Origin of the sequence: Gemella haemolysans, from assembly GCF_012273215.1 — a bacterium.
Classification (GTDB): Bacteria; Bacillota; Bacilli; order Staphylococcales; family Gemellaceae; genus Gemella; species Gemella haemolysans_A.
On the sequence record NZ_CP050965.1, the window covers coordinates 1,873,092 to 1,895,789 of the forward strand.

General features: G+C 31.5%; 18 protein-coding genes. 10 read left to right on the forward strand and 8 right to left on the reverse strand.

What is annotated here, in order from left to right; genetic code table 11:
• Positions 1 to 75 precede the first annotated feature (75 nt).
• The 3 genes from FOC48_RS08750 to FOC48_RS08760 all read left to right on the forward strand — a co-directional run bounded on the left by FOC48_RS08750 (position 76) and on the right by FOC48_RS08760 (position 6,299).
• A complete protein-coding gene (locus FOC48_RS08750; RefSeq protein WP_003147512.1) occupies positions 76 to 1,878 on the forward strand; it encodes an ABC transporter substrate-binding protein in 1,803 nt (600 codons plus the stop codon).
• 408 nt (positions 1,879 to 2,286) lie between these two features.
• Complete coding sequence (locus FOC48_RS08755) at positions 2,287 to 4,089, forward strand: ABC transporter substrate-binding protein (protein WP_003147513.1); 1,803 nt, start codon at positions 2,287 to 2,289, stop codon at positions 4,087 to 4,089.
• A gap of 404 nt (positions 4,090 to 4,493) precedes the next feature.
• The gene (locus FOC48_RS08760) at positions 4,494 to 6,299 is read left to right on the forward strand and encodes an ABC transporter substrate-binding protein (RefSeq protein WP_003147514.1); all 1,806 of its coding nucleotides are present in this window, start codon (positions 4,494 to 4,496) and stop codon (positions 6,297 to 6,299) included.
• 153 nt (positions 6,300 to 6,452) lie between these two features.
• Here the strand turns inward: FOC48_RS08760 and FOC48_RS08765 are convergent, their stop codons facing one another.
• The 4 genes from FOC48_RS08765 to FOC48_RS08780 all read right to left on the reverse strand — a co-directional run bounded on the left by FOC48_RS08765 (position 6,453) and on the right by FOC48_RS08780 (position 9,284).
• Positions 6,453 to 7,739: an IS1182 family transposase gene (locus FOC48_RS08765; protein ID WP_172497796.1), complete on the reverse strand. Its 1,287-nt coding sequence runs from the start codon at positions 7,737 to 7,739 to the stop codon at positions 6,453 to 6,455.
• A 177-nt stretch (positions 7,740 to 7,916) separates the two neighbouring features.
• A complete protein-coding gene (locus FOC48_RS08770; RefSeq protein WP_003147518.1) occupies positions 7,917 to 8,201 on the reverse strand; it encodes a TipC family immunity protein in 285 nt (94 codons plus the stop codon).
• A gap of 8 nt (positions 8,202 to 8,209) precedes the next feature.
• Positions 8,210 to 8,389, reverse strand: a complete 180-nt coding sequence (locus FOC48_RS08775; RefSeq protein WP_003147520.1) for a hypothetical protein — start codon at positions 8,387 to 8,389, stop codon at positions 8,210 to 8,212.
• Positions 8,390 to 8,399: 10 nt separating this feature from the next.
• Entirely contained in the window at positions 8,400 to 9,284 is an 885-nt protein-coding gene (locus tag FOC48_RS08780; RefSeq protein WP_231124726.1) for a hypothetical protein, read from the reverse strand.
• Between the two features lie 359 nt (positions 9,285 to 9,643).
• Here FOC48_RS08780 and FOC48_RS08785 point away from each other — a divergent pair, with 359 nt between their 5' ends.
• Positions 9,644 to 10,129 (forward strand): DUF308 domain-containing protein, encoded by a 486-nt coding sequence (locus tag FOC48_RS08785; protein WP_003147523.1) that lies wholly within the window; start codon positions 9,644 to 9,646, stop codon positions 10,127 to 10,129.
• A 152-nt stretch (positions 10,130 to 10,281) separates the two neighbouring features.
• Here FOC48_RS08785 and FOC48_RS08790 read toward each other — a convergent pair whose 3' ends face one another.
• Entirely contained in the window at positions 10,282 to 11,568 is a 1,287-nt protein-coding gene (locus FOC48_RS08790) for an IS1182 family transposase (RefSeq protein ID WP_102170455.1), read from the reverse strand.
• A 533-nt stretch (positions 11,569 to 12,101) separates the two neighbouring features.
• Here FOC48_RS08790 and FOC48_RS08795 point away from each other — a divergent pair.
• The 3 genes from FOC48_RS08795 (at position 12,102) to FOC48_RS08805 (ending at position 16,319) form a co-directional block, all read left to right on the forward strand.
• Entirely contained in the window at positions 12,102 to 13,901 is a 1,800-nt protein-coding gene (locus FOC48_RS08795; RefSeq protein WP_003147527.1) for an ABC transporter substrate-binding protein, read from the forward strand.
• A 383-nt stretch (positions 13,902 to 14,284) separates the two neighbouring features.
• A complete protein-coding gene (locus FOC48_RS08800) occupies positions 14,285 to 15,181 on the forward strand; it encodes a DMT family transporter (protein WP_003147528.1) in 897 nt (298 codons plus the stop codon).
• A 73-nt stretch (positions 15,182 to 15,254) separates the two neighbouring features.
• A complete protein-coding gene (locus FOC48_RS08805) occupies positions 15,255 to 16,319 on the forward strand; it encodes an exonuclease/endonuclease/phosphatase family protein (protein WP_003147529.1) in 1,065 nt (354 codons plus the stop codon).
• A gap of 391 nt (positions 16,320 to 16,710) precedes the next feature.
• On the opposite strand, the gene FOC48_RS08810 is transcribed toward FOC48_RS08805, so the two are convergent.
• Positions 16,711 to 17,910 (reverse strand): dicarboxylate/amino acid:cation symporter, encoded by a 1,200-nt coding sequence (locus tag FOC48_RS08810; protein WP_003147530.1) that lies wholly within the window; start codon positions 17,908 to 17,910, stop codon positions 16,711 to 16,713.
• Between the two features lie 209 nt (positions 17,911 to 18,119).
• Complete coding sequence (locus FOC48_RS08815; RefSeq protein WP_003147531.1) at positions 18,120 to 19,445, reverse strand: FAD-containing oxidoreductase; 1,326 nt, start codon at positions 19,443 to 19,445, stop codon at positions 18,120 to 18,122.
• A gap of 295 nt (positions 19,446 to 19,740) precedes the next feature.
• Here FOC48_RS08815 and FOC48_RS08820 point away from each other — a divergent pair, with 295 nt between their 5' ends.
• Positions 19,741 to 20,076 carry a zinc ribbon domain-containing protein YjdM gene (locus tag FOC48_RS08820; RefSeq protein ID WP_003147532.1) on the forward strand — a complete coding sequence of 112 codons (336 nt, stop codon included), beginning with the start codon at positions 19,741 to 19,743 and terminating at the stop codon, positions 20,074 to 20,076.
• A 458-nt stretch (positions 20,077 to 20,534) separates the two neighbouring features.
• Here FOC48_RS08820 and FOC48_RS08825 read toward each other — a convergent pair whose 3' ends face one another.
• Positions 20,535 to 21,749, reverse strand: a complete 1,215-nt coding sequence (locus tag FOC48_RS08825; RefSeq protein WP_003147533.1) for a lipid II:glycine glycyltransferase FemX — start codon at positions 21,747 to 21,749, stop codon at positions 20,535 to 20,537.
• A gap of 241 nt (positions 21,750 to 21,990) precedes the next feature.
• On the opposite strand from FOC48_RS08825, the gene FOC48_RS08830 reads away from it, so the two are divergent.
• Together FOC48_RS08830 and FOC48_RS08835 are read left to right on the forward strand one after the other, a co-directional pair.
• Positions 21,991 to 22,239 (forward strand): hypothetical protein, encoded by a 249-nt coding sequence (locus tag FOC48_RS08830; RefSeq protein WP_254263177.1) that lies wholly within the window; start codon positions 21,991 to 21,993, stop codon positions 22,237 to 22,239.
• Between the two features lie 2 nt (positions 22,240 to 22,241).
• Positions 22,242 to 22,697, forward strand: a complete 456-nt coding sequence (locus FOC48_RS08835; RefSeq protein WP_003147535.1) for a hypothetical protein — start codon at positions 22,242 to 22,244, stop codon at positions 22,695 to 22,697.
• The last annotated feature ends 1 nt before the right edge of the window (position 22,698 follow it).

Below are 22,698 nucleotides of genomic sequence, written 5' to 3' on the forward strand. Positions count from 1 at the left end.
TAAAATTCTCTGATATAATTGCTAAATATAACATTAAAGAAAGACTGTACAACGTACAGCATGGAGGATAAGATAATGGAAAAGAAAAAAATGTTAAAGGTAGTTAGTTCAGCTATGGCTCTCACAATGTTACTTGCAGGATGTTCAAGCGCAAGTAACAATTCTAAGGGAACAAAGGCAGCTGTAGAGTTTAAGACAGCCGTGGACAATGGTGGAAATGCGCTTAGTGGTCAACAACTTAAAGTTGGTATTGCTTCAGCAGATCCATTAACAGGGATGTTTAACCCAGTGTTTTATTTACAATCTACTGACAATGATGTAATGAAATATACAATGGCAGGAGCTTTCCCAACTGACGATGCAAACCGTTTAAAACAAGATGACAAAGAAGCACCAGTTATGTTCCACGTTGATCGCGATAAAAAAGAAGTTACATTAACTATTCATAAAGATCTTAAATGGAGTAACGGGGAAGACGTAAAAGCGGACGATATCGTTGCAACATATGAACTTATGGGTAATCCTAAGTACACTGAAAACGTTCGTTACAGTGATGAGTACGAAGTAATCGAAGGTATGAAGGACTATCACGAAGGAAAAGCAAAAAATATCTCTGGAGTAGTTAAAAAAGATGATAAAACTGTAGTACTTAAATATACAGAGATTAAACCAGCATTATTATGGGGTAATGGATTTATCGGAGAATTCTTAAACAAGGCTCAAGTAGAAGCTGCATCAAAAGACTTCACTAAATTTGTTGAAGCAGACTTAAACAAAAAACCATTATCTTATGGACCATATTACTTAGATAAAGTAGTAAATGGGGAAAGTGTATTAGCGAAAGCTAACCCTTACTTCTACAAAAAATCTGATGTAAAAATTCCAGAAATCCAATTTAAAGTTGTATCACCAGCTCAAGCAAGTGCTGTTCTTAAAAACGGTGATGTAGACTTAATGGATAGTTTGACTACAGGTATCTGGGACGGAACTAAAGATGCTAAGAACGGAACAATCTTAGGAGAATCTGACTACTATGTATCATATGTTGGATTCAAACTAGGTAAATTCAACAAAGAAAAAGGTGAAGTAGAAGTAGATCCAAACGCAAAAGCTGCAGATAAACGAGTGCGTCAAGCATTTGGATATGCGGTAGATTGGGATCAAATCAACGAAAAAATCTATAAAGGATTACGTTTCACACCAACTGGTTCTGGATTCTATCCACCAATCGTTAAAATGTTCCACAACAAAGATGGTGAGAAATATACTAAGAACGTAGAAAAAGCTAAAAAACTACTTGATGAAGCAGGTCTTAAAGATACTGATGGAGACGGATTAAGAGAAGATAAAAACGGTAAAAAACTTACATTCAACTTCGCTATCCGTAACACAGGTCAAGACTTCGACCAAACATTAGCAGATACATTCGTTAAATCTTGGAAAGAAGTAGGATTAGATGTTAAACTTGTAGATGGTAAACTTATGGCACCTAAAGATTGGTCTCAACGTGTGCAAGCAGATGATCCAGGAATCGACATCTTCCAAGGGGCTTGGGGATTAGGAAGTGATCCAAACCCAGGTGGATTAGTAAGTAAAACAACACCACTTAATTTACAACGTTACACAACAGAAGAATTAGAAAAATCATTAACTGCAATGGGAAGTAGCGATATGTTTGATGATGCTAAACTTAAAGAAGCATATCAAAAATTTGATAAACAATTCAGAGAAGAAGCTGCTTGGTTACCATTCAGTTGGCAACAATCTATGACATGGGTTAACAAACGTGTTAAAACACTTGACTTAGCGAAACTAAAAACTGGTGAACAAAAAGTTTACGGTTTAGAGTTAACTGCTGATGCACCAGCAAAAAATTAATTTAGTTTAGGATTGAGATTTAGCTAAGGGCACTTAGTTGAATTTCCCCCTAATAAACTTATATTTCATTTTATTTTCAATTAATTTTTGAGAGGGATGAAAAATTAGAATTTCAATAGAGGTTTCTAATTTAAGCCCTCTCATCTTTGAAAATATGAATATACTGTTTATATTATAGAAATATTAATAAAAAAAATAGATATAACTTTTAAATGAAAAATTAATTAACAAGGGTTGACTTGAAATTACGATTTTTGAGTTATTCCCATATTCTTAATAAAAATATGTAGAGCTACAAATTTACATAGATTTAAGGCGAAGTATCATGCTTTAATGTAGCAAAGATACCTCGCCTTAAATTTTGTCTTTATTAATTATTAATAAACTAGAGTTATATTGGAGGAAAAAATGAAGAAAAATAAATTTTTAAAAGTATTCAGTTCAGCAATGGCACTATCAATTATTTTAGCAGGATGTTCAACGTCGTCAAAATCATCAAAAGATGGAAAACCATCAGTAGAATTTAAAACATCAGTTGATAACGGTGGTAGTGCGGTAAGTGATTCTATATTGAAAGTTGGTATCCTTAGTGCCGATCCATTAACAGGGATGTTTAATCCAGTATTCCACCTGCAAGCAACAGATAATGCAGTAATGGAAGATACTATGGCACACACATTTGCTTTTGATCATTCATACAAATTAAAAGAAGATGATGAAGATGCACCGGTTAAGTTTCATCTAGATAAGGATAAAAAACAAGTAACACTTACTATACGTAAAGATTTAAAATGGAGTAACAATCAAGACGTAGTAGCGGATGATATTATCGCAACATACGAACTTATGGGTAACTCTAAGTATAAAGATAATATCCGTTATAAGAGTGAATTTGAAACAATAGAAGGTATGAAAGCCTACCATGAAGGTAAAGCTGAAAAAATCTCAGGTCTTACTAAAAAAGATGATAAAACAGTAGTAATTCAATACAAAGATGTAAAACCAGCTCTTCTATGGGGAAGTGGATTCATAACAACATTCCTTAACAAAGATCAAGTAGCTGCTGCATCAAAAGACTTTAGTAAATTTGTAGAAGCAGAATTAAATACAAAACCATTATCTTATGGTCCATACTATTTAGATAAAGTAGTAAATGGAGAAAGCGTACTTGCTAAGCAAAATCCATACTACTATAAAAAAGACGATGTAAAAGTAAAAGAAATCCAATATAAAGTAGTTGCGCCAGCTCAAGCAAGTTCTATAATTAAAAATGGTGAAATTGACTACATGTCACAAGTAACTCCGAATGTATGGAGCGCGGTAAAAGACTATTCAAACGGAACATTATTAGGACAGCCAGATTTCTATATTTCATATGTAGGATTTAAACTAGGTACATGGGACAAAGAGAAAAATGAAGTGAAAGTAAATCCAAATGCAAAAGCAGCGGATAAACGAGTACGTCAAGCATTCGGATATGCGGTAGATTGGGATCAATTAAATGAAAAAATTTACAAAGGACTACGATTCACACCTACAAACTCAGGTATTTACCCACCACGTTCAGAAGATTACTATGATAAAGATGGATTCAAGTATAAAAAAGATGTAGAAAAAGCGAAAAAACTTCTTGATGAAGCAGGACTTAAAGATGTTGATGGAGATGGATTAAGAGAAGATAAAGATGGTAAGAAATTAACATTTAACTTCGCAATCCGTAACACAGGTCAAGACTATGATCAAACTCTTGCTGATGCATTTATTAAATCATGGAAAGAAGTAGGTTTAGATGTAAAATTAGCTGATGGAAAACTAATGTCATCAAAAGACTGGACACAACGTGTAACAAGTGACGATCCATCTATCGATTTATTCCAAGGAGCATGGAGCTTAGGTACTAACCCTAACCCAGCACGTCTATTAAGCGATAAAGCTAAAGTTAACTATCAAAGATATATGAGTGATGTGCTTAAAAAAGACTTAGAAACAATCAATTCTAAAGAAATGTTAGATGATGCTAAGCGAAAAGAAGCATATAAAAAGTTCGATAAAGACTTTGCAGAAGAAGCGGCTTGGCTACCATTTAGCTGGAGTACAGATATTACATGGGTAAATAAACGTATCAAAAACTTCGATGTTAAAAAATACGCTTATGGTGAACAAAAACTATATGCATTAGAGCTTACTAATAAAGATAGTGCCAAAGGATAATCTAAAAATTTTATATTAAGTTTTAAAGAGGATTGGGAGTGACTCGAAAATCGTGATTTTTGAGAAAACGATTTTATCGAGTCACCTCCAGTCCCTTTTTTTGTATAAGAATAAATATATCGATTTAACAAAACTAAAATGAAAAGAATAGTAGGTTTTTGATATGAGATGTCACTGTTATGTAAGTAAAATAAGAAATATATATATTTGTAAAGTAATAAAGTATAATTTAGTTAACTAATATTAAATTTATATTTTTAAAATATCGAACAGAAATTTAAAAAGAGAATTTTGTTATTTTTATATTATTTTCTGAAAATTTACTTGACTTATCGTTAAAATGATGTTAGAATTATTTCATAAATAATTGAAAATAAGTTTTTATATATTATGGAGGAAATAAAATGAAAAAGAATAAGTTTCTAAAAGTATTTAGTTCAGCGATGGCTCTTTCAGTAATTTTAGCTGGATGTTCAACATCAAGTAATTCTGGAAGCAAAAACGCTCCTAAAGCAAAAGTAGAATTTAAAACAAGCTTTGATAATGGAGGATCAGCTGTAGATGGTGCTACATTAAAATATGGTATCTTATCAGCTCAACCATTAACAGGTCTTTGGAACCCAGTATTCTCTGATAAAGCAGAAGATCAATACGTAAACCAAGCTGTAATGGGTGGGACATTCCCTACTGATGAAGAAGGACGTGTTGTACAAGATGATGCTGATGCAGCAGTTAAATTCCACTTAGATCGTGATAAAAAAGAAGTTACATTAACTATCCACGATGGAGCTAAATGGAGCAACGGTGAAGCATTCACATCAAAAGATATCGTAGCTACATACGAACTTATGGGTAACCCTAAATTCACTACAAACACTCGTTATAATGATGCATACGAATTTATTGAAGGAATGAAAGAATTCCACGAAGGTAAAGCGAAAAATATCTCTGGTATCCAAGTTAAAGATGACAAAACAGTAGTACTTAAGTACACTGATGTTCGTCCATCATTACTATGGGGTGAAGGTTTAGTTACTGACTTCTTAAACGCGAAACAAGTTGAAGAAGCTTCTAAAGACTTCGCTAAATTTGCTGAAGCAGACTTAAACAAAAAACCATTATCATATGGTCCTTACTACATCACTAAAGTAGTAAACGGAGAAAGTGTTCTTGCAGAACAAAACCCTCACTACTACAACAAAGATAAAATGAAACTTAAAAAAATCGAGTTCAAAACAGTAGCTCCAGCTCAAGCTAGCCAAGTAATCAAAAATGGAGAAGTTGACTATATCGATAGCGTTACTCCAAGTGTTTACGAAGGAGCAAAAGACATCAAAAACGGAACATTCTTAGGTGATACTTCTCGTTACATGTCATATGTTGGATTCAAACTAGGTAAATTCGACAAAGCTAAGGGTGAAAACGTAGTTGATCCTAACTCTAAATTAGCTGACAAAAACTTACGTCAAGCATTCTTATATGCAGTTGACCGTGACCAAATCAATGAAAAAATCTTCAAAGGATTACGTTTCACTCCAACTGGATCTGGTATGTACCCAGCAGCTGTAGGTAAATTAGTAAACGAAAACGCAACTGCAGCTAAAAAAGATGTAGAAAAAGCTAAAAAATTATTAGACGATGCAGGATACAAAGATAAAGATGGTGACGGACTACGTGAAGATAAAAACGGAAACAAACTTTCATTCAACTTCGCAATCCGTAACACAGGTGCTGAATATGACCAAGCATTAGCAGACGTATTCGTTAAATCTTGGAAAGAAGTAGGATTAGATGTTAAATTAGTAGATGGAAAACTTATGTCTCCAAAAGACTTTGCACAACGTGTACAAGCAGATGATCCATCAATCGATATCTTCCAAGGTGCATGGCAATATGGAACAAACCCTAACCGTCAAGAGTTACTAGGTAAAAAAGCTCCATTAAACTTATACCGTTACACTACTGAAGCATTCGAAAACAGCTTCAAAGCTCAAGGATCAGCAGATATGTTTGACGATGCTAAATTAAAAGCAGCTTACAACAAATTTGACACAGAAGTAGCTGAAGAATTACCATTCTTCCCATTAAGCTGGGATACAAGTATCTCATTCTTCAACAAACGTGTTAAATCATATGATTTAGCTAAAGCTAAGAAAAATCAATTCAAACTTTATGACATTGAGTTAACAGCTAACGAAGGTGCTAAATAATAGAATTTAAAATGCGACATAGATAACTTAGGTTGTCTATGTCGTCAGATTGTTGACAAAACGACCAAAATATCAATGAACATATTGATGTTTTGGTCGTTTTTCAAAAAAAATAAGCCTTATGACTAAAGCATCAGTAGTATTAAGAGATGATTATACCTCTCTTAGTGCTATTGTTTTCATATTTTGAACGCAACAAGACAACCAAGCGTACGACTGTACTTTGGCTTTACCTCTATATTGTGCATATCTGTATCCATGATTTTGTTTTGAATCTGCAAAGCTACGTTCTATTGTTTCTTTTCTTCTCTTATACAATAGTTTTCCTTCTTTTGATATACGTCTTAATCTAGCTTCATCATAATAATCCGCATTTATATGGCGTCTTACTATTTTCTTCTCGTTTTTATCATCACTTTTATATTGTTTATATCCAGTTCTATCTATATTTCTGTATCTAAATATTTCTCCTGTTCGTTTATCCACATATATATCTTTTTCTGGTAAATATTTGAAATATTTTTTATCTTTTGATTTTGAGAATCTTCTATATCCTATTACTGAAAATATATTTTTTTTATCTAACTGTTTTAGTATGTCTAGAGAATAATATCCGCTATCTAACGCAACTTTTCCTGGTGTTAATCCGAAATTTTTTTCTATCTGATTTAATCTATCTATATATGGACCACTATCATGAACGTTTCCTGGAGTTATGTGACAATCCATGATTATATTATTTTTCCCATCTACTGTTCTATGGTCTAAATACATAAAACCTTCTTCTTTATGATCTCTGTGATAATAACCGCTATCCGGATCAGTTGTGTTAACTCGTTGTCTTTTTAGTTCTTCTTTTTCTTTATATTCAAAAGGCTTTTTTCCTATTTTTTCTCTCTCTTCGTTTATTTCTTTTTCTAAATCTAATTTTCTTTTTTTTATTTTTGTAGTTACTTCAACTTTGAATTTCTTTTTATTTGCGTTAGCTTTTATATGTGTTGAATCAGTAAAAAACTCAGTGCCTCCAACTAATTTTTTATCAATTGCTTGGTTCACTATATTTATAAATATTTGTTCGAATACATCAGTTCCTTGGAAACGTCGAATATAGTTTTGTGAAAATGTAGAGTAGTGTGGAACTGGTTTAGAAAATGGTATCCCTAAAAACCATCTAAATGCAGCATCTGTTTCTATTCTTTTTATTGTTTCTCTCATTGATTTTATTCCATAGAAATCTTTTAAAAACACTAATTTGAATAATACTACAGGGTCTAAACAATTTCTACCTGATGTGTGGCTATAGTATTCTTCTGTCAAATCATAAATAAATTTAAAATCAATAGCTTTATCTACTTTTCTTAAAAAATGATCTTTAGGTACTATTTCTGATAATGTCATTAGTATTATTTCATCTTTGATATTTTCTACTTTATTAAACATACTAAAACCTCCTTTGTATACTTATATTATACCATTTTAAGGATTTTATTTCAGTTAAAAAACAGGCTGTTGACCTATTTGTCAACAGCCTGAAAAAGTGTCTGAAAATATATTTTCAGACACTTTTTATATGCTATAACTTTCGTTAATATTATAACAAAGGAGAGCCTGTTAGTATTACTTTTTTTCATTATTAAAAGATATAAGAGAAAATTCAATTTTCATATCATTCTTAGTATCTTTATAATATAGTTCTGCTATATCTAATCCTATTTCATCTCTTGGCATCGGCTCTATTTGGGGCATATTATATAATGCTGTTGCCGGTATAAAATTATAGTATGAATTATACATTTCTTCAAATGCATTTCTATTGTTTATTTTATAATATCCATAGAAGCTTCCTATTAAAACTACTATTGTTATTATAAATATTTTCCATTTTTTACTTAGCTGTTTCATGAAAGCACCTACTTTTCATTATAGTAATCTTGTATGTCATTTTTATTATCTTCTAAACTTTTTATAAAGTTATAGGTTGGATGATGATTTTCTTTTATGTAATTTATATTACTTGGTACTCTTGCTATCCTTTTCCCCTCTACATCTACATATTTTTCACTAAGTTGATTGTAAATTTTATTTTTCATTTTTCAAGATCTATATTTTTTTAAATTCTTCTGCTCGATTGAGGATACCATTTTCAAGATTGTTGTAATATTCATTACTTACATTTATAAAATCAAGGTTTCTTTTTTTCATTATATTTATTATATTGACCGCATCTAAATCAGCCTTATAATCATCATTCCCTATACTTGGCTTAGTATCGGCTACATCTGTTGTATCACCTAACCACCCTGACATGTCATTTGTATTTTCATGTCCTCCACGCAAATCTGCAAGACGTGATTTTCCATACAGATGCGTAGCCATTGTAATATATTGATGAGAAAAGTCTGTTTTACCTTTAAACGCATCTATCTGTTTATTCCACAATTTTTCAAACTCATCCTCTGTTATTTCACGTCCTAATACCGTTTCCATAGTTTTTTTATATTGTGGAAGTAGTTCTTTTTGTATAGTATTATAGTAGCCATAATTTTCATGCTGTATTCTAACTTTATATTTTAAATATACGTATTCGCTTTCGGTTAGTTTGAAATTTATTGTCATTTGTTCCTTTATATCTAGATCTTTATACATTTGACCAGCTGTATTATTCCACATAAACCGTTTCAATAAACCGTTATCCTCATGACCATAACTCAACCCACCAAGTAATCTCGTAAACACATAGTCTTTTCTATCTTTTCTTATTTTAGGATTATTATAAATATTTCTTTTAAGCTTTACAATTATTCTTGCTGCTTTATCGTCAAAACCATATTGAACTTTTAAGGTCTCCTTATAGTCAAGCTCATCTTGGGTATAATCTCTTTCTTGCCATTTACCTTCTATTATATCCGTCCACTCCATCTCTTCTCTACTTGGTATTGAGAACGTTTTTGAAAAAGGACTCCATCTTTTTTCTGCTATTGCCATTCTTTGTTCAACTACATTCTCTAAAGCTTCTATGATTTTCCAAGTGTTATCCCCCCTATTAGAAATTGGGGGGGCATAGTTATTTTTTGACTCGAAAATTAAAAAATACAACGTCAATTTTCTTAACCGTGACCATTCTCTTTGATATGTTAATAGCCCTATTGTAGCATCTTACAACCATTTTGACTACTAAAAACAGGTCTTGTCTGACCGCAGATGACCGGCGATGACCGCATGGCTCCGATCATGCTATCGTCTATCTGCTAGACAAGACCTATGATTTTATATAAAGAGTTGATATTGCAATAATTTAACTTTTATGCTACAATGAGCATATACTAAATTTAGGAGGAGTCAAAATGAAAATACTAAATATTATCGTTGGTGTTTTTTACTTAATCTTCGGATTATTCTTATGGAATCATCCTTTAGATACAATTGCTACATATTCAATTGCATTTGGGATAACACAATTATTAGCTGCCAGTGCACTCTTAATTTATAGCTTATATAAAAAGGTAAAACCTATTCCTTGGGGAAATATATTAGTATCCCTTGCAATTGGACTAAGTATGTTCTTAGTACCATTTGTTTCATTAATAGTTATTTTATGGATATTTATTTTTAGTTTTTTAAGTATGTCAATATTTCACCTTCAAAGCCTACTTAGAAACAGGGACCAAAAATGGTATATGATACAGATAGCTCTAGCAGTTTTAGGTATCATTTATTCTTTTATTATGTTATTAAATCCTATTGTAGGATTTGCAACTATAGCTAAAATATTAGCATTTGGAGTCATAACAAACGGTTTATCATATATTTTTTCGTTAAATAAAAATTAGCATAAAAAGTGTCTGAAAATATATTTTCAGACACTTAGATTGTTGACAAAAATACCGAAATATCAAGCTAGTATTGATGTTATGGTATTTTTTTTCAAAAAAAATAAGCCTTAAGGCAAAAATCCAGTAGTATTTAGTAGTATTAAGAGGGTTTATACCTCTCTTAATGCGATTGTTTTCATATTTTGGACGCAACAAGACAGCCAAGCGTACGACTGTACTTTGGCTTTTCCTCTATATCGTGCATACCTGTATCCGTGATTTTGTTTAGAATCCGCAAAGCTACGTTCTATTGTTTCTTTTCTTCTCTTATACAATAGTTTTCCTTCTTTTGATATACGTCTTAACCTAGCTTCATCATAATAATCCGCATTTATATGGCGTCTTATTATTTTCTTTTCGTTTTTATCATCACTCTTATATTGTTTATATCCATTTCTATCAATGTTTCTGTATCTAAATATTTCTCCTGTTCGTTTATCCACATATATATCTTTTTCTTGTAAGTATTTAAAATATTTGTTATCTTTTGATCTTGAGAATCTTCTATATCCTATTACTGAAAATATATTTTTTTTATCTAACTGTTTTAGTATGTCTAGAGAATAATATCCGCTATCTAACGCAACTTTACCTGGTATTAATCCAAAGGTTTTTTCTATCTGATTTAGTCTATCTATATACGGACCGCTATCATGAGTATTACCTGGAGTTATATGGCAATCTATAATTATATTGTTTTTCCCATCGACAGTTCTATGGTCTAAATACATAAAACCTTCTTCTTTATGGTCTCTGTGATAATATCCACTATCCGGATCGGTAGTGTTAATTTTCTGCTTTTTTACAACTTGTTCCTCTTTGTACTCAAAAGGCTTTTTTCCTTTTTTGTTTCTCTCTTCATTTATTTCTTTTTCTAAATCTAATTTTCTTTTTTTTATTTTTGTAGTTACTTCAACTTTGAATTTCTTTTTATTTGCGTTGGCTTTAATATGTGTTGAATCAGTAAAAAACTCATTACCACCTACTAGTTTCTTTTCTATTGCTTGATTTACTATATTAATAAATATTTGTTCGAACACATCAGTTCCTTGGAAACGTCGAATATAGTTTTGTGAAAATGTAGAGTAGTGTGGAACTGGTTTAGAAAATGGTATCCCTAAAAACCATCTAAATGCAGCATCTGTTTCTATTCTTTTTATTGTTTCTCTCATTGATTTTATTCCATAGAAATCTTTTAAAAACACTAATTTGAATAATACTACAGGGTCTAAACAATTTCTACCTGATGTGTGGCTATAGTATTCTTCTGTCAAATCATAAATAAATTTAAAATCAATTGCTTCGGCTACTTTTCTTAAAAAGTGATTTGTAGGAACTAGTTCTGATAACGTCATTAATATTATTTCATCTTTGATATTTTCTTTTTTATTAAACATACTAAAAACCCCCTCTATATACTTATATTATAACATTTTCAGCACTTTTTCTCATTAAAATAGGCTGCTGACTCATGCAGTTTCTGCATTTGTCAACAGCCTGGCGACATAGATAACTTAGGTTGTCTATGTCGTTTGTTTTTTCTAAATTGAGAGAAAATTCAAAAAACTCTTGATTTTTTATACAATTAGTAGTAAAATAAATACAACAAAAGTACAAAAGATTTTTCATTATAACTAAAATGAAAAACTTAATGATTAGGAGGACTACCATGAGACAAAATTTCAATATTCAATCTTGGCAATGGCGTAGATAATATTGTGTGTATGTTTTAACGACATAGACACAATTTTAGCGTGCTCTAAAAAGTGTCTATGTCGGCAAGGTAGGAAATTTGTAATTATACAATGTACTAAGAATTCGATAGTGCCGCATAGTAAAGTAAACTATGCGGTATTTTTTTCTCTTTTTAGAGTAGGTTAAATATATAAACGTCTTAAAATTAACACTATTATTCAGGAGAAAATTAACTATGAAACAAAGAAAAATATTATCAGTATTCAGTTCTGTATTTGCATTATCAATTCTATTAGCAGGATGTTCTACAGGCTCAAACAGCAATAACCAAACTCAAACTAAAGCAAAAGTAGACTTCAAAGTATCTGCGGATAATGGAGGTAATACAGTTAAGGATGCTACATTTAAATATGGGATTCTAACAAATAGCCCATTTGTTGGATTATTCCATCCAGTACTGCACGCTAACAAGGCTGATGGAGTTATTACAGAAACAGTATTCGGAAAAACTTTCCCAGTAGATGATGCGTTGAAATATAAATTAGATGATAACGATGCACCTGTAAAATTACATATAGATAAAGATAAAAATGAAGCAACCTTAACGATTCACGATGGTGTGAAATGGAATAATGGTGAAGATCTTACATCAAAAGATATAATCGCTAGTTATGAACTACTAGGGAATCCAAAATACACAGAAAATGTAAGGTATAACGGTTCATTTGAGCTTATAGAAGGTATGAAAGATTATCACGAAGGAAAAGCTAAAACAATCTCAGGTATTCAAGCGAAAGATGATAAAACAGTAGTTATCAAATATAGTAAGTTATCACCTTCGATGTTATGGGGAGATGGATTTATCTACGCATTCTCTAATGCAAAACAAATTGCAAAAGTGACTGACTTTGCTAGATTTGGAGAAGCTGAATTAACAAAACGCCCATTATCATACGGTCCTTATGTAATAACAAAAGAAGTACAAGGTGAAAGTGTAGTAGCTGAAGCTAATCCATATTACTATAAAAAGGATGATATAAAAATTCCTAAAGTCGAATTCAAAGCAGTAGCACCAGCACAAGCTAGTCAAATACTTAAAAATGGAGAAATAGACTATCTTACTGATATCAATACAACAGTTTATGAAGGATTAAAAGATGCGAAAAATGGAGAGCTATTAGGACAACCATCTTCATTCATGTCATTTGTAGGATTTAAATTCGGTAAATACGATAAAGAGAAAAAAGAAAATGTACCTTTAGAAAATACTAAGTTTAATAATAAAAATGTAAGACAAGCCTTCTTATACGCAGTTGATCGTGATCAAATTAATGAGAAAATCTATAAAGGACTACGTTTCACACCAACAGGATCAGCTTTATACCCACCAACAGTAGGAAAATTAAGAAATGAAAAAGCGATTGTAGTTAAAAAAGATGTAGAAAAAGCTAAAAAATTATTAGATGAAGCTGGCTATAAAGATGTAGATGGAGACGGGCTAAGAGAAGACAACAAAGGTAATAAACTTGTATTCAACTTTGCCTTCCAAGGTGGAAATAACTACGACCAAGCGTTAGCTGATACATTTATTAAATCATGGAAAGAAGTAGGTCTAGATGTTAAATTACTAGACAATAAATTAATGGGTAAAAAAGAATGGGATCAACGTGTACTAGGAGATGATCCACAAATCGATTTATTCTTAGGTGCGGGTCATCACGGATCAGACCCAAGTCGTCAAGAACTATTTGGACGTAAGTCACAATTCAATTACTTCAGATATACTAGTGACAAAATCGATGAAGCATTCAAAGAGCAAAGGTCAGATGAAATGTTTGATGATAATAAATTAAAACAAGCATACAACAAATTCGATGACCTTATCGCAGATGAATTACCATTCTTTGGATTAAGCTGGGATACAGAAATCACTTATGTCAATAAGAGGGTAAAACACTTTAATGTTGAAGACTTCACAAAAGGACGTTTAAGTATAGAAAATCTAGAATTAACAAAAGAAGCTCCTGAAAAATAATACATAAATGATTGAATATGAAACTTGTTTTGAAAATAATAAATTAGATAAAAACTCATTTAAATAGATTTTTATGGCGTGTATAATTATTAAAATTAATAAATTGAGTTAGTATAATTTAGAGTGATTTAAAGATGGATATTTCTATGAAATTGAGGTCTTTAGGTCACTTTTTATTTATTAATAACTAAATAATTCAAGGATATTTCCAAGGAAATAGTGGTTGAGATAAGTTGTTCCTAAAATACATAATAAAAGGGTGCTAACAGTTGAATTTTTTAAGAATAACGTATAAAATTATAAAAGTATACTGTGTTTATTGCTACAATAATAAATACTTTTAGAATTTTAAATTCATAAAAATTTATAGGAAAGGTGTATTAATGAGAAAATTTATTTCGGAGTTATTATTAATAATTGTTACAATTATTTGGGGTCTGGCTTTTATTTGGCAAAATATAGCAAGTAAAGTTCTAGGACCGTTAACAGTTGTAGGTATAAGATCGATAATTGCAGTAGTCTTTCTTATTGTTATTGCATTGCTAGTGCCGAGTTTGTATAAGAGTCAAGCTCCGAAAGTGTTAGCTGAGGCTATAACAAAAAATAAAAGTTGGGTGCTTGGTGGTATTTGTGGAATTGTACTATTTTTTGCGATGTATATTTCGCAAATCGGTATTGGTATGACAACTGCAGGTAAAGCCGGATTTATTACAGTATTGTATATTTGTATAGTACCATTTATAGGTGTTTTCTTAGGGAATAAACTTAATAAATTCTTTATTATAGGATTGGTTTTATCTGTAATTGGTTTTTATTTCTTATCTGTAAAAGAAGAATTTTCTTTAGAAATGGGAGATATTATAGTCTTAATTAGTGCGGTTCTATTCGGGATTCATATAATAGTTATTGATTATTCAGCAGCTAGAGTTAATTCGATGTTCTTATCTATTGTACAATTAGGAGTAGTATCAATATTAAGTTTATGTTTAGCAGCATTTAAAGAAACAATAGTTTTTGCTGATATAATGAGTGTTATTTGGCCGTTACTTGCGATAGGTGTACTTTCGAGTGGAGTAGGTTATACTTTACAGATTGTAGGTCAAAAAGATGTTCCACCACACACAGCGTCTCTAATATTAAGTTTAGAGTCTGTTGTAGCAGCAATAGGTGGAGTGCTTATCCTTGGGGAACATATTGGGATAAGAGAAGGAATCGGTATGCTTATTGTATTTGTAGGGATTATCGTTTCTCAATTGCCCGATAAGAAGAAAGATAAATAGTATATAACGAAAAGCATTAGGGTGCGACTCGAAAATAGTTTTTTATCGAGTCCCCTTTTTTATGAGGTTAATGATGAAAAAAATATTAAAAATAGTTGTTAGTTTAGTATTAGTAGTGGCTTTAGGTTTTGCAGGATTAGTTGGCTATTTATGGGCGACAGAATATAGTCCTAATGGAGTGGAGAGCCTGCAGGTTACTAAGCAAGGTAACTCAGAAATAGCAAAAGTAGGAACAGAATATAGTGCCCTTAACTGGAATATAGGTTATGCAGGGCTTGATAAAGATGAAGATTTCTTTATGGATGGTGGAAAGATGGTGTTACCTCTTGATAAAGCTCATGTAGAGGAAAATCTAAAAAATATTACAGAAATAGTTAAAAATGAGAAAGCCAATGTTAATTTTATTCAAGAAATTGATGAAGATTCAAAACGTAGTTATAATATAAATCAAGTTAGAGCGTTTGATGAAACTCTTGGTTTAAACAGTATTTTAGCTTATAATTTCAAGGTTAGATATATACCATATCCATTACCACCATTAGGAAAGGTGAAAAGTGGTATATATACTGCGACTGATTTTAAAATAGAAAATGCAAGAAGATTCCAAATGGCAATTCCATTTACTTTCCCTGAAAGACTAGCTAATTTAAAACGTGGATTTTCTGTTATTTATACAAAAGTAGAAAATAGTGATAAACATTTAGTGTTAATCAATGCGCATCTTGATGCTTATGATAAAGGTAATTCTGGTAAAAAAGCTCAGATGAAGCAACTGCTTGAATTTATTGATTATGAGTATAAAAAAGGTAATTATGTATTGGTTGGGGCAGACTTTAATCAGTCGTTAAAAACTTTAACACAAGATGAGATTAACGTTGTTCCAAAAGAATTATGGCGTGCTGAGAATTTAGATAAGAGTTTATTACCAGTAGGATTTAAGTTAGTTTATGATGAAAGTAAAAATTCTGCCAGACTTAACAATAAACCTTATGTGAAAGATAGTGAAGGTACTTATGGCTTTATTATCGATGGGTATATAGCAAGTGATAATATTGAAGTACTTGGAGTAGAGACGCTAAATCAAGAGTATAGATATAGTGATCATAATCCGGTAAAATTAAGATATAAATTAAAATAGAATAAAAGAAGCGGCTCGGAGATTAGGTCAAGGAGCTGCTTTTTTGTTAAGTATTATTCGATAACCTACTGTTTTAATGTAGCTTTAGGAGCCTACAATTCTTTTGCTGTGCAAAAGGACTTTCCGGCTAAAATCAAAGCCTGTGGTCTTTGATTTTCTAAGTAAAACTATAAGTTTTACTGCAGCACTATAAACAGTAGGTGAATTTAATTATATTATATAGTTAAAAGGATCTTTGGAATTATAAAGAACAGATGAATATATAGTTATTTCTTTTTAACAAAGTAAATTCTATCGACACTTGTTCTTTTGATTGTGGTGCGAGACGTCTATAACCAATATTTTTTTAACAATGAAAAATCCCACAAACTTATGTTTGTGGGATAATTTTTTATGCTTTTTGTTCTTCGTCCTTTTTGAAGAATATTCTATTTAATCTATCAACAATTGCTGATAAAGCTCCATCTCCAGAGATGTTACATGCAGTTCCGAAGCTATCTTGAGTAATGTATAATGCGATCATTAGAGATAACATGATTTCGTTGAATCCAAGAACTGATTGTAATAATCCAAGAGCCGCCATAACTCCACCACCTGGGACCCCAGGAGCAGCTACCATTGTTACACCTAGTAATAGGATGAATTTAATCATTACTGCAGCTGATGGGAATGTAGCACCGTGTTGTAACCAGAATACTGCAGACGCACATGTAGTTAATGTAATTGTACTTCCTGATAAGTGGATAGTAGCGAATAATGGAATTGTGAAGTTTGCAATGTTTTTATCAACACCCATTTTTTTAGTACTTCTTAGTGTTACTGGGATAGTAGCAGCTGAAGATTGAGTACCAATCGCTGTCATGTATGCAGGTAAGATGTTAACAAGCATCTTGAATGGGTTTCTAGCGTTAAGTGTTCCAGCAACAAAGTATTGGATAATAATGATTACTACGTGCATAATAATAATTAATACGAATACCATTGCGAAGATTTTTAAGATTTTGAATACTTCACCAGAAGCTGTGATGTTCATGAATACACCTAGGATGTAGAATGGAAGAAGTGGAATAATTACTGAAGCAAGTAATTTTTCAATAATTTCTCCGAAGTCTGCGAATCCTTGTTTAAGTCCTTCTGATTGAGTTGCTGAAATTCCGATTCCTAAGATGAATGAGATAATAAGAGCAGTAGTAACATCAAAAATTGGAGTCATTTTAAACTCGATGAAAGGTTTTAATAATAAATCCTCTGGGTTTTTGAATGATTGTAATGTAGCGTTAGCTAAGATGTTTGGTAATACTGCTTCAGCTGTTAAGAATGCAAATGTTCCTGCAATAATTGTAGAAATATATGCAACTCCTGTTGAAAGTCCAAGTAATTTACCAGCGTTGTTTGAAACTTGGCTAATACCTGGTACGATAAATCCAACGATAATAAGTGGGATTGTGAATCCTAAGAATGAGCTGAAAATTGATGAGAAAGTAACGAAAACTCTAATAATAGACGTCGATAGAGTACTTCCTAAAACTATCCCTAATGTTACAGCGATAATAAGTTTTACTATTAATGGAATTCTTTTATATAAACTCATTGTTCGATCTCCTTTTTTTATTTTATTGTATTTTTTAAAAAGACATGTGTACATTATACAAGAAAACTGTTGCTTTGTAAAGGTATTGAGTTATATTTTTTCAATTATTTGAAAATTTTATATATTTATATAGAAGAAGTTCTAATAAAATAAATAAAAAAAGCTTAAAACCTCAAATGATTATTGAGATTTTAAGCTTTATGCAGTTATTAGATTAATTTGAATACATCATTTAAGTTTTCAGCCATTGTTGGGTGAGTGAAGATTTGATCTCTGATGTAAGTGTAAGGAATTTTGTTATCAATTGCCATTTTAATTAGGTTGATAGTTTCTTCTGAGTTTTTACCGAATAGAGTAGCTCCAAGAATTAAGTTAGTGTCTTTGTCTACAGTTACACGGAATAATCCACGTGGGTCTTGGTTAACAGCTCCTCTAGGCATGTTAGCAACAGGTAATGATGCTACTGCAACGTTAGGGTAAGCTGCCTCAGCTTCTTCTTTGTGTAATCCAACGTGAGATAATGCTGGAGAGATGAATGTTGAGTAAGGTACGTTTTTACGGTCAGCAGTTGTGTATTCTTTGTTACCGTGTAAGTATCCGTTAACTACTCTGAAGTCGTCTAATGATACGTAAGTGAATTGCAATCCACCGTTAACATCACCGACTGCGAATACATTTTCTACAGATGTTTGACAGAATTCGTCTACTACGATTGTTCCGTTTGGACGTAATTCGATGTCAGTGTTTTCTAATCCTAATCCTTCAGTGTTAGCACGGCGTCCAGTTGCGTGTAATACTGCTTCGAATTCTAGTGGACCATATTTTTCTGTATCAACTACAACAAGTTCTCCGTTGTTGCGGATTTCTTTTGTTGCAGTTCCTAATTTGAACTCGATTCCTGCTTCTTCTAAGTATCCTTGAGCAAGTTCAGCGATATCTTTGTCTTCTCTTCCTAAGATTCCAGGAGCGAAGTCGATTACTGTAACTTTAACTCCAAGACGAGCGTAAAGGTTAGCGAATTCTAATCCGATGTTACCTCCACCAATAATTCCTAGAGTTTTAGGAGCTTTTTCTAATTTTTGGAATTCAGTGCTGTCGTAAACATTTTTAGATGTTGTTAATCCTGGAATTGGTAATACATTGTTTTTAGCTCCAGTGTTAATTACTACGATTTCACCTTCAAGTTGTTTAGTTTCTCCGTTAGCAGAAATTTCTACTACTTTGTTAGAAACGAATTTAGCGTGAGCTGTATAAACATCAATGTTTGGACTATTGTCTAACATAGCGAAGTTTTTAGCGTTAAGTTTAGATACAACTGCGTCTCTTGTAGCTTTAGCTTCTGCGAAGTCTTTTTTGTTATCTGCAGCTACAATTAAAGTTTTAGTTGGAATACATCCGATGTTAATACAAGTACCACCGTACATTGCACTGCTTTCTTCAACTACTGCTACTTTTTTTCCTTCTTTAGCGAATGTTGCTGCTAAAGTTTTTCCGGCTTTACCGAATCCTACTACTAATAAATCATATTTAACCATAATTTAATTCCTCTTTTGTTTTAAATTTATATTGTTTATATTTTATATTTTTTAAATAAATATAAGATGAAAACTCTTTAGTTCATATTTTACTCCTACTTTTTCAAAATTTCAAGTACTTTGCCTACAAAAGTAGACGATTTTTTTAAAAAAATTTTAGGATGGAATATATTACGGTTAAAATCGTTATAATACCAACGTTTTCAAGAAAATAATTTTTGATATTGTTTTGATATTGCTTCTCATTATGGTATAATATCCTTTGTACAAATATGAAATTTTATGGAGGAAACAAATGACATTACCTAATTGTCCAGAATGTAAAAGTGAATATACTTATGAAGATGGAAACATGCTAGTATGTCCTATGTGTGCTCACGAGTGGTCACCAGAAGATACTAGTGGAGCAGAAGAGGAAAAAGTTTACCGCGATGCTAATGGAAATGTACTTCAAGATGGAGATACAGTTTCTGTAATTAAAGATTTAAAAGTTAAAGGTAGTTCTTCTACATTAAAACAAGGAACTCGCGTTAAAAATATCAGATTAGTTGACGGAGACCACAATATCGATTGTAAAATTGATGGTTTCGGAGCTATGAAACTAAAATCTGAATTCGTTAAAAAAATATAATACAAAAAGAGCTGACTCAATAGTATGATTTTGATGAAATCATTAAGAGTATAGCTCTTTTAATTTTTATATATATTTTTCATTTGTTCTTTATAGTGGTGGGAATAAAATGCTGTTGAATTTTATCGAGGAAAGGGAGTGATTCAAAAATCGTGATTTCGGAGAAATCGATTTTATCGAATCACCCCCGCACAGGTTATTAGATATCTAAAAAGCTTTTATAAAGCGAATTTAGATATCAATAAACCATTGCGTCTATGAGTTTTTATATAAACTATTTTTAAGAAATTTAAGACTTTTAGGTAAACCTTTTTAGTCGAAAAACAATCTTTTCTTTGAAAAGTTGGTTGAAGACGTCTCGCACCACAATCAAAAGAACAAATGTTTAAAAAATATACAGTGAGTAGATTAGAATAAATAAACAGTCTGTAAACCATAGTGATTTACAGACTTGTTTTTTATCTTCTTATTAATTTCAATATTTTTCTTCTTAATGGTAATCCGTAGTTGTACATTAAATTGAATACATGAGAGACTACTAAATCGAACTCTCCGTAGTATTCTACGATATTTGGAGCGAATTTTGATTTAAATCCAAGTAGACTATCGTTTAGATCTCCTTCGATTCCACCCATAGACACTTCTTTAACACCCATTTCTTGAGCTTTTTTCATCGTATCAGAAAATACCTTATATTGTGCAGGAAGTTTCGCGAAGGCTTCATTCATACCAGCGTAAATAATTTCTGCATGGTTACCATAAGCGATAGTAATCGCAGCGCTTATTACCTGATCCTTGCTCTTATCTTCGATCTCTAAGCTATCAAATAGAACGATTAGCTTTTCAATTCCAGCTACTTGTTCAAGAAGAGTACGTTTTTTCTTCGGAGATTTTTCTCCAAGAGCTTCAATTTCATTCTCAAGAGCTTCTTTTCTAGAATGGCATTCTTTTACAGCTTTTTCTACGTTTATATATGAAATGTATAATAAAGCATTGTCTCCAAAAGTATCTAGTAAGTTTTCAAAATACTCACGTCCACGAAGAGAGATGTTTTTTCTTTTTTCAGTACAAGCTAGGGCAAAAAGGAAGTCATCAAGATTTTCTTTACCACAACGTCTAACTTCAACGAATTTCTTCTCTGCATCACGAATTAAGCGACGTGTATCTTTCGGGAAAAGATCAGGAACTTCTTGTTCAAGTTTTGTAACTGTGTTAAAACGTGGTTGAATAGTACTGCTCATATCAAGGCTGAAACCTTTGTGCTTATAACCATTATCCTTGAATACTTTAATAAGAGTGTTGTTCTCTCTATTTACCTCAACATCCTTAAACACTGCAAGTTTTTCATCTTTTATCGCAGTTGGAATGTCTAGTTTAACCATTTTAGCACCTTTTTCTTTGGCGAATTTTTTAAGGTTAGTTAAAAAGAAGTTTAGTAGATTGGCATCAGTATAATCAAGAATTGGACCACGAGGAGCGTACCACAATCCTTGGCGAGTTAGTATTTGAACAGCAGCTATAATATTGTCATTGTCGTCTGCGACAGCTACTCTTACAGCCCCCCAAGTGTTTTTAATGTGAGACCACTCGATAGCTTGCATCATATTACCATGTTTGTGATTTTTTATAAATTCAGTATATTTTTCATCGTTAATATTTGTTAAAAATTTCATTATTCAATAATCCTTTAACTAAAGTACACTTAATAATAACAAATTATAGTAAAAAAATCAATTTTCAGAGGAGATGAGCGATAAATAAGTTAATTACACTTTAATTTTTTTCTGGAACTTACTTTGGGAATTTATCAATAACTTAATTAAAATGTTTACAACTGCATACAAAACTTATATAATTAATGTATAAAATAATTTAAAGGAAGTAATTGCGATGAACATGAATACATTGTACATCATGCTTGGATTTATATTTGTCTATGCGATGATTGCTAACGTGAGAGATAAAATAAAAAAACGTGATGAAAAGAGTAAAGAAGCATTTGAAAGACTTCAAAGTGCGTCTTATAAAAAAGAATTAGAAAAGGTTATAAACTTAAGCCAAGACGATGCATTTAATATTGCAGCATTAAGAAAAGCATACTTTTTAAATGGAAAAGATGCAAAAAAACTAATAGAAATTGTAAAAAAGAGTAAAGGAATTTAATTATGAAGATAGCATTAATTATTATTTTAGCAATAGCGATTTTTATGTTTTTTTCAACTAGGAACAGTAAGTCAAAAGAAGAATGGGCAGAAAAACAAAAAGTTAGTAAAGAAAAATTTAATGAACTTGTGAAAGATAGCAATAGAGAGGAAGTACTTTCAGTAGTCGATGCTTCTAAAGGAGATATTCATAATGTTAAGATGATAAGAGATAGATATACAGATCTAGTACTGTATGATGCAAAAGCATTATGGGAAGCTGTAAAAGAAGATGCTTTAAACAGACGCACATTACAAGTTAAAGAGCTAATTGCTAGTGATTATACTGATATAAAAGAAGTTGTTAATCCAGATGTTGGTGATATTGCAAATATTAAAATTATTAGAGAGCACTATGGTTTAGATTTAGTGCAAGCAAAAGAACTATGGGATAGCATCAGAGATGAGGTTAAACAATAAT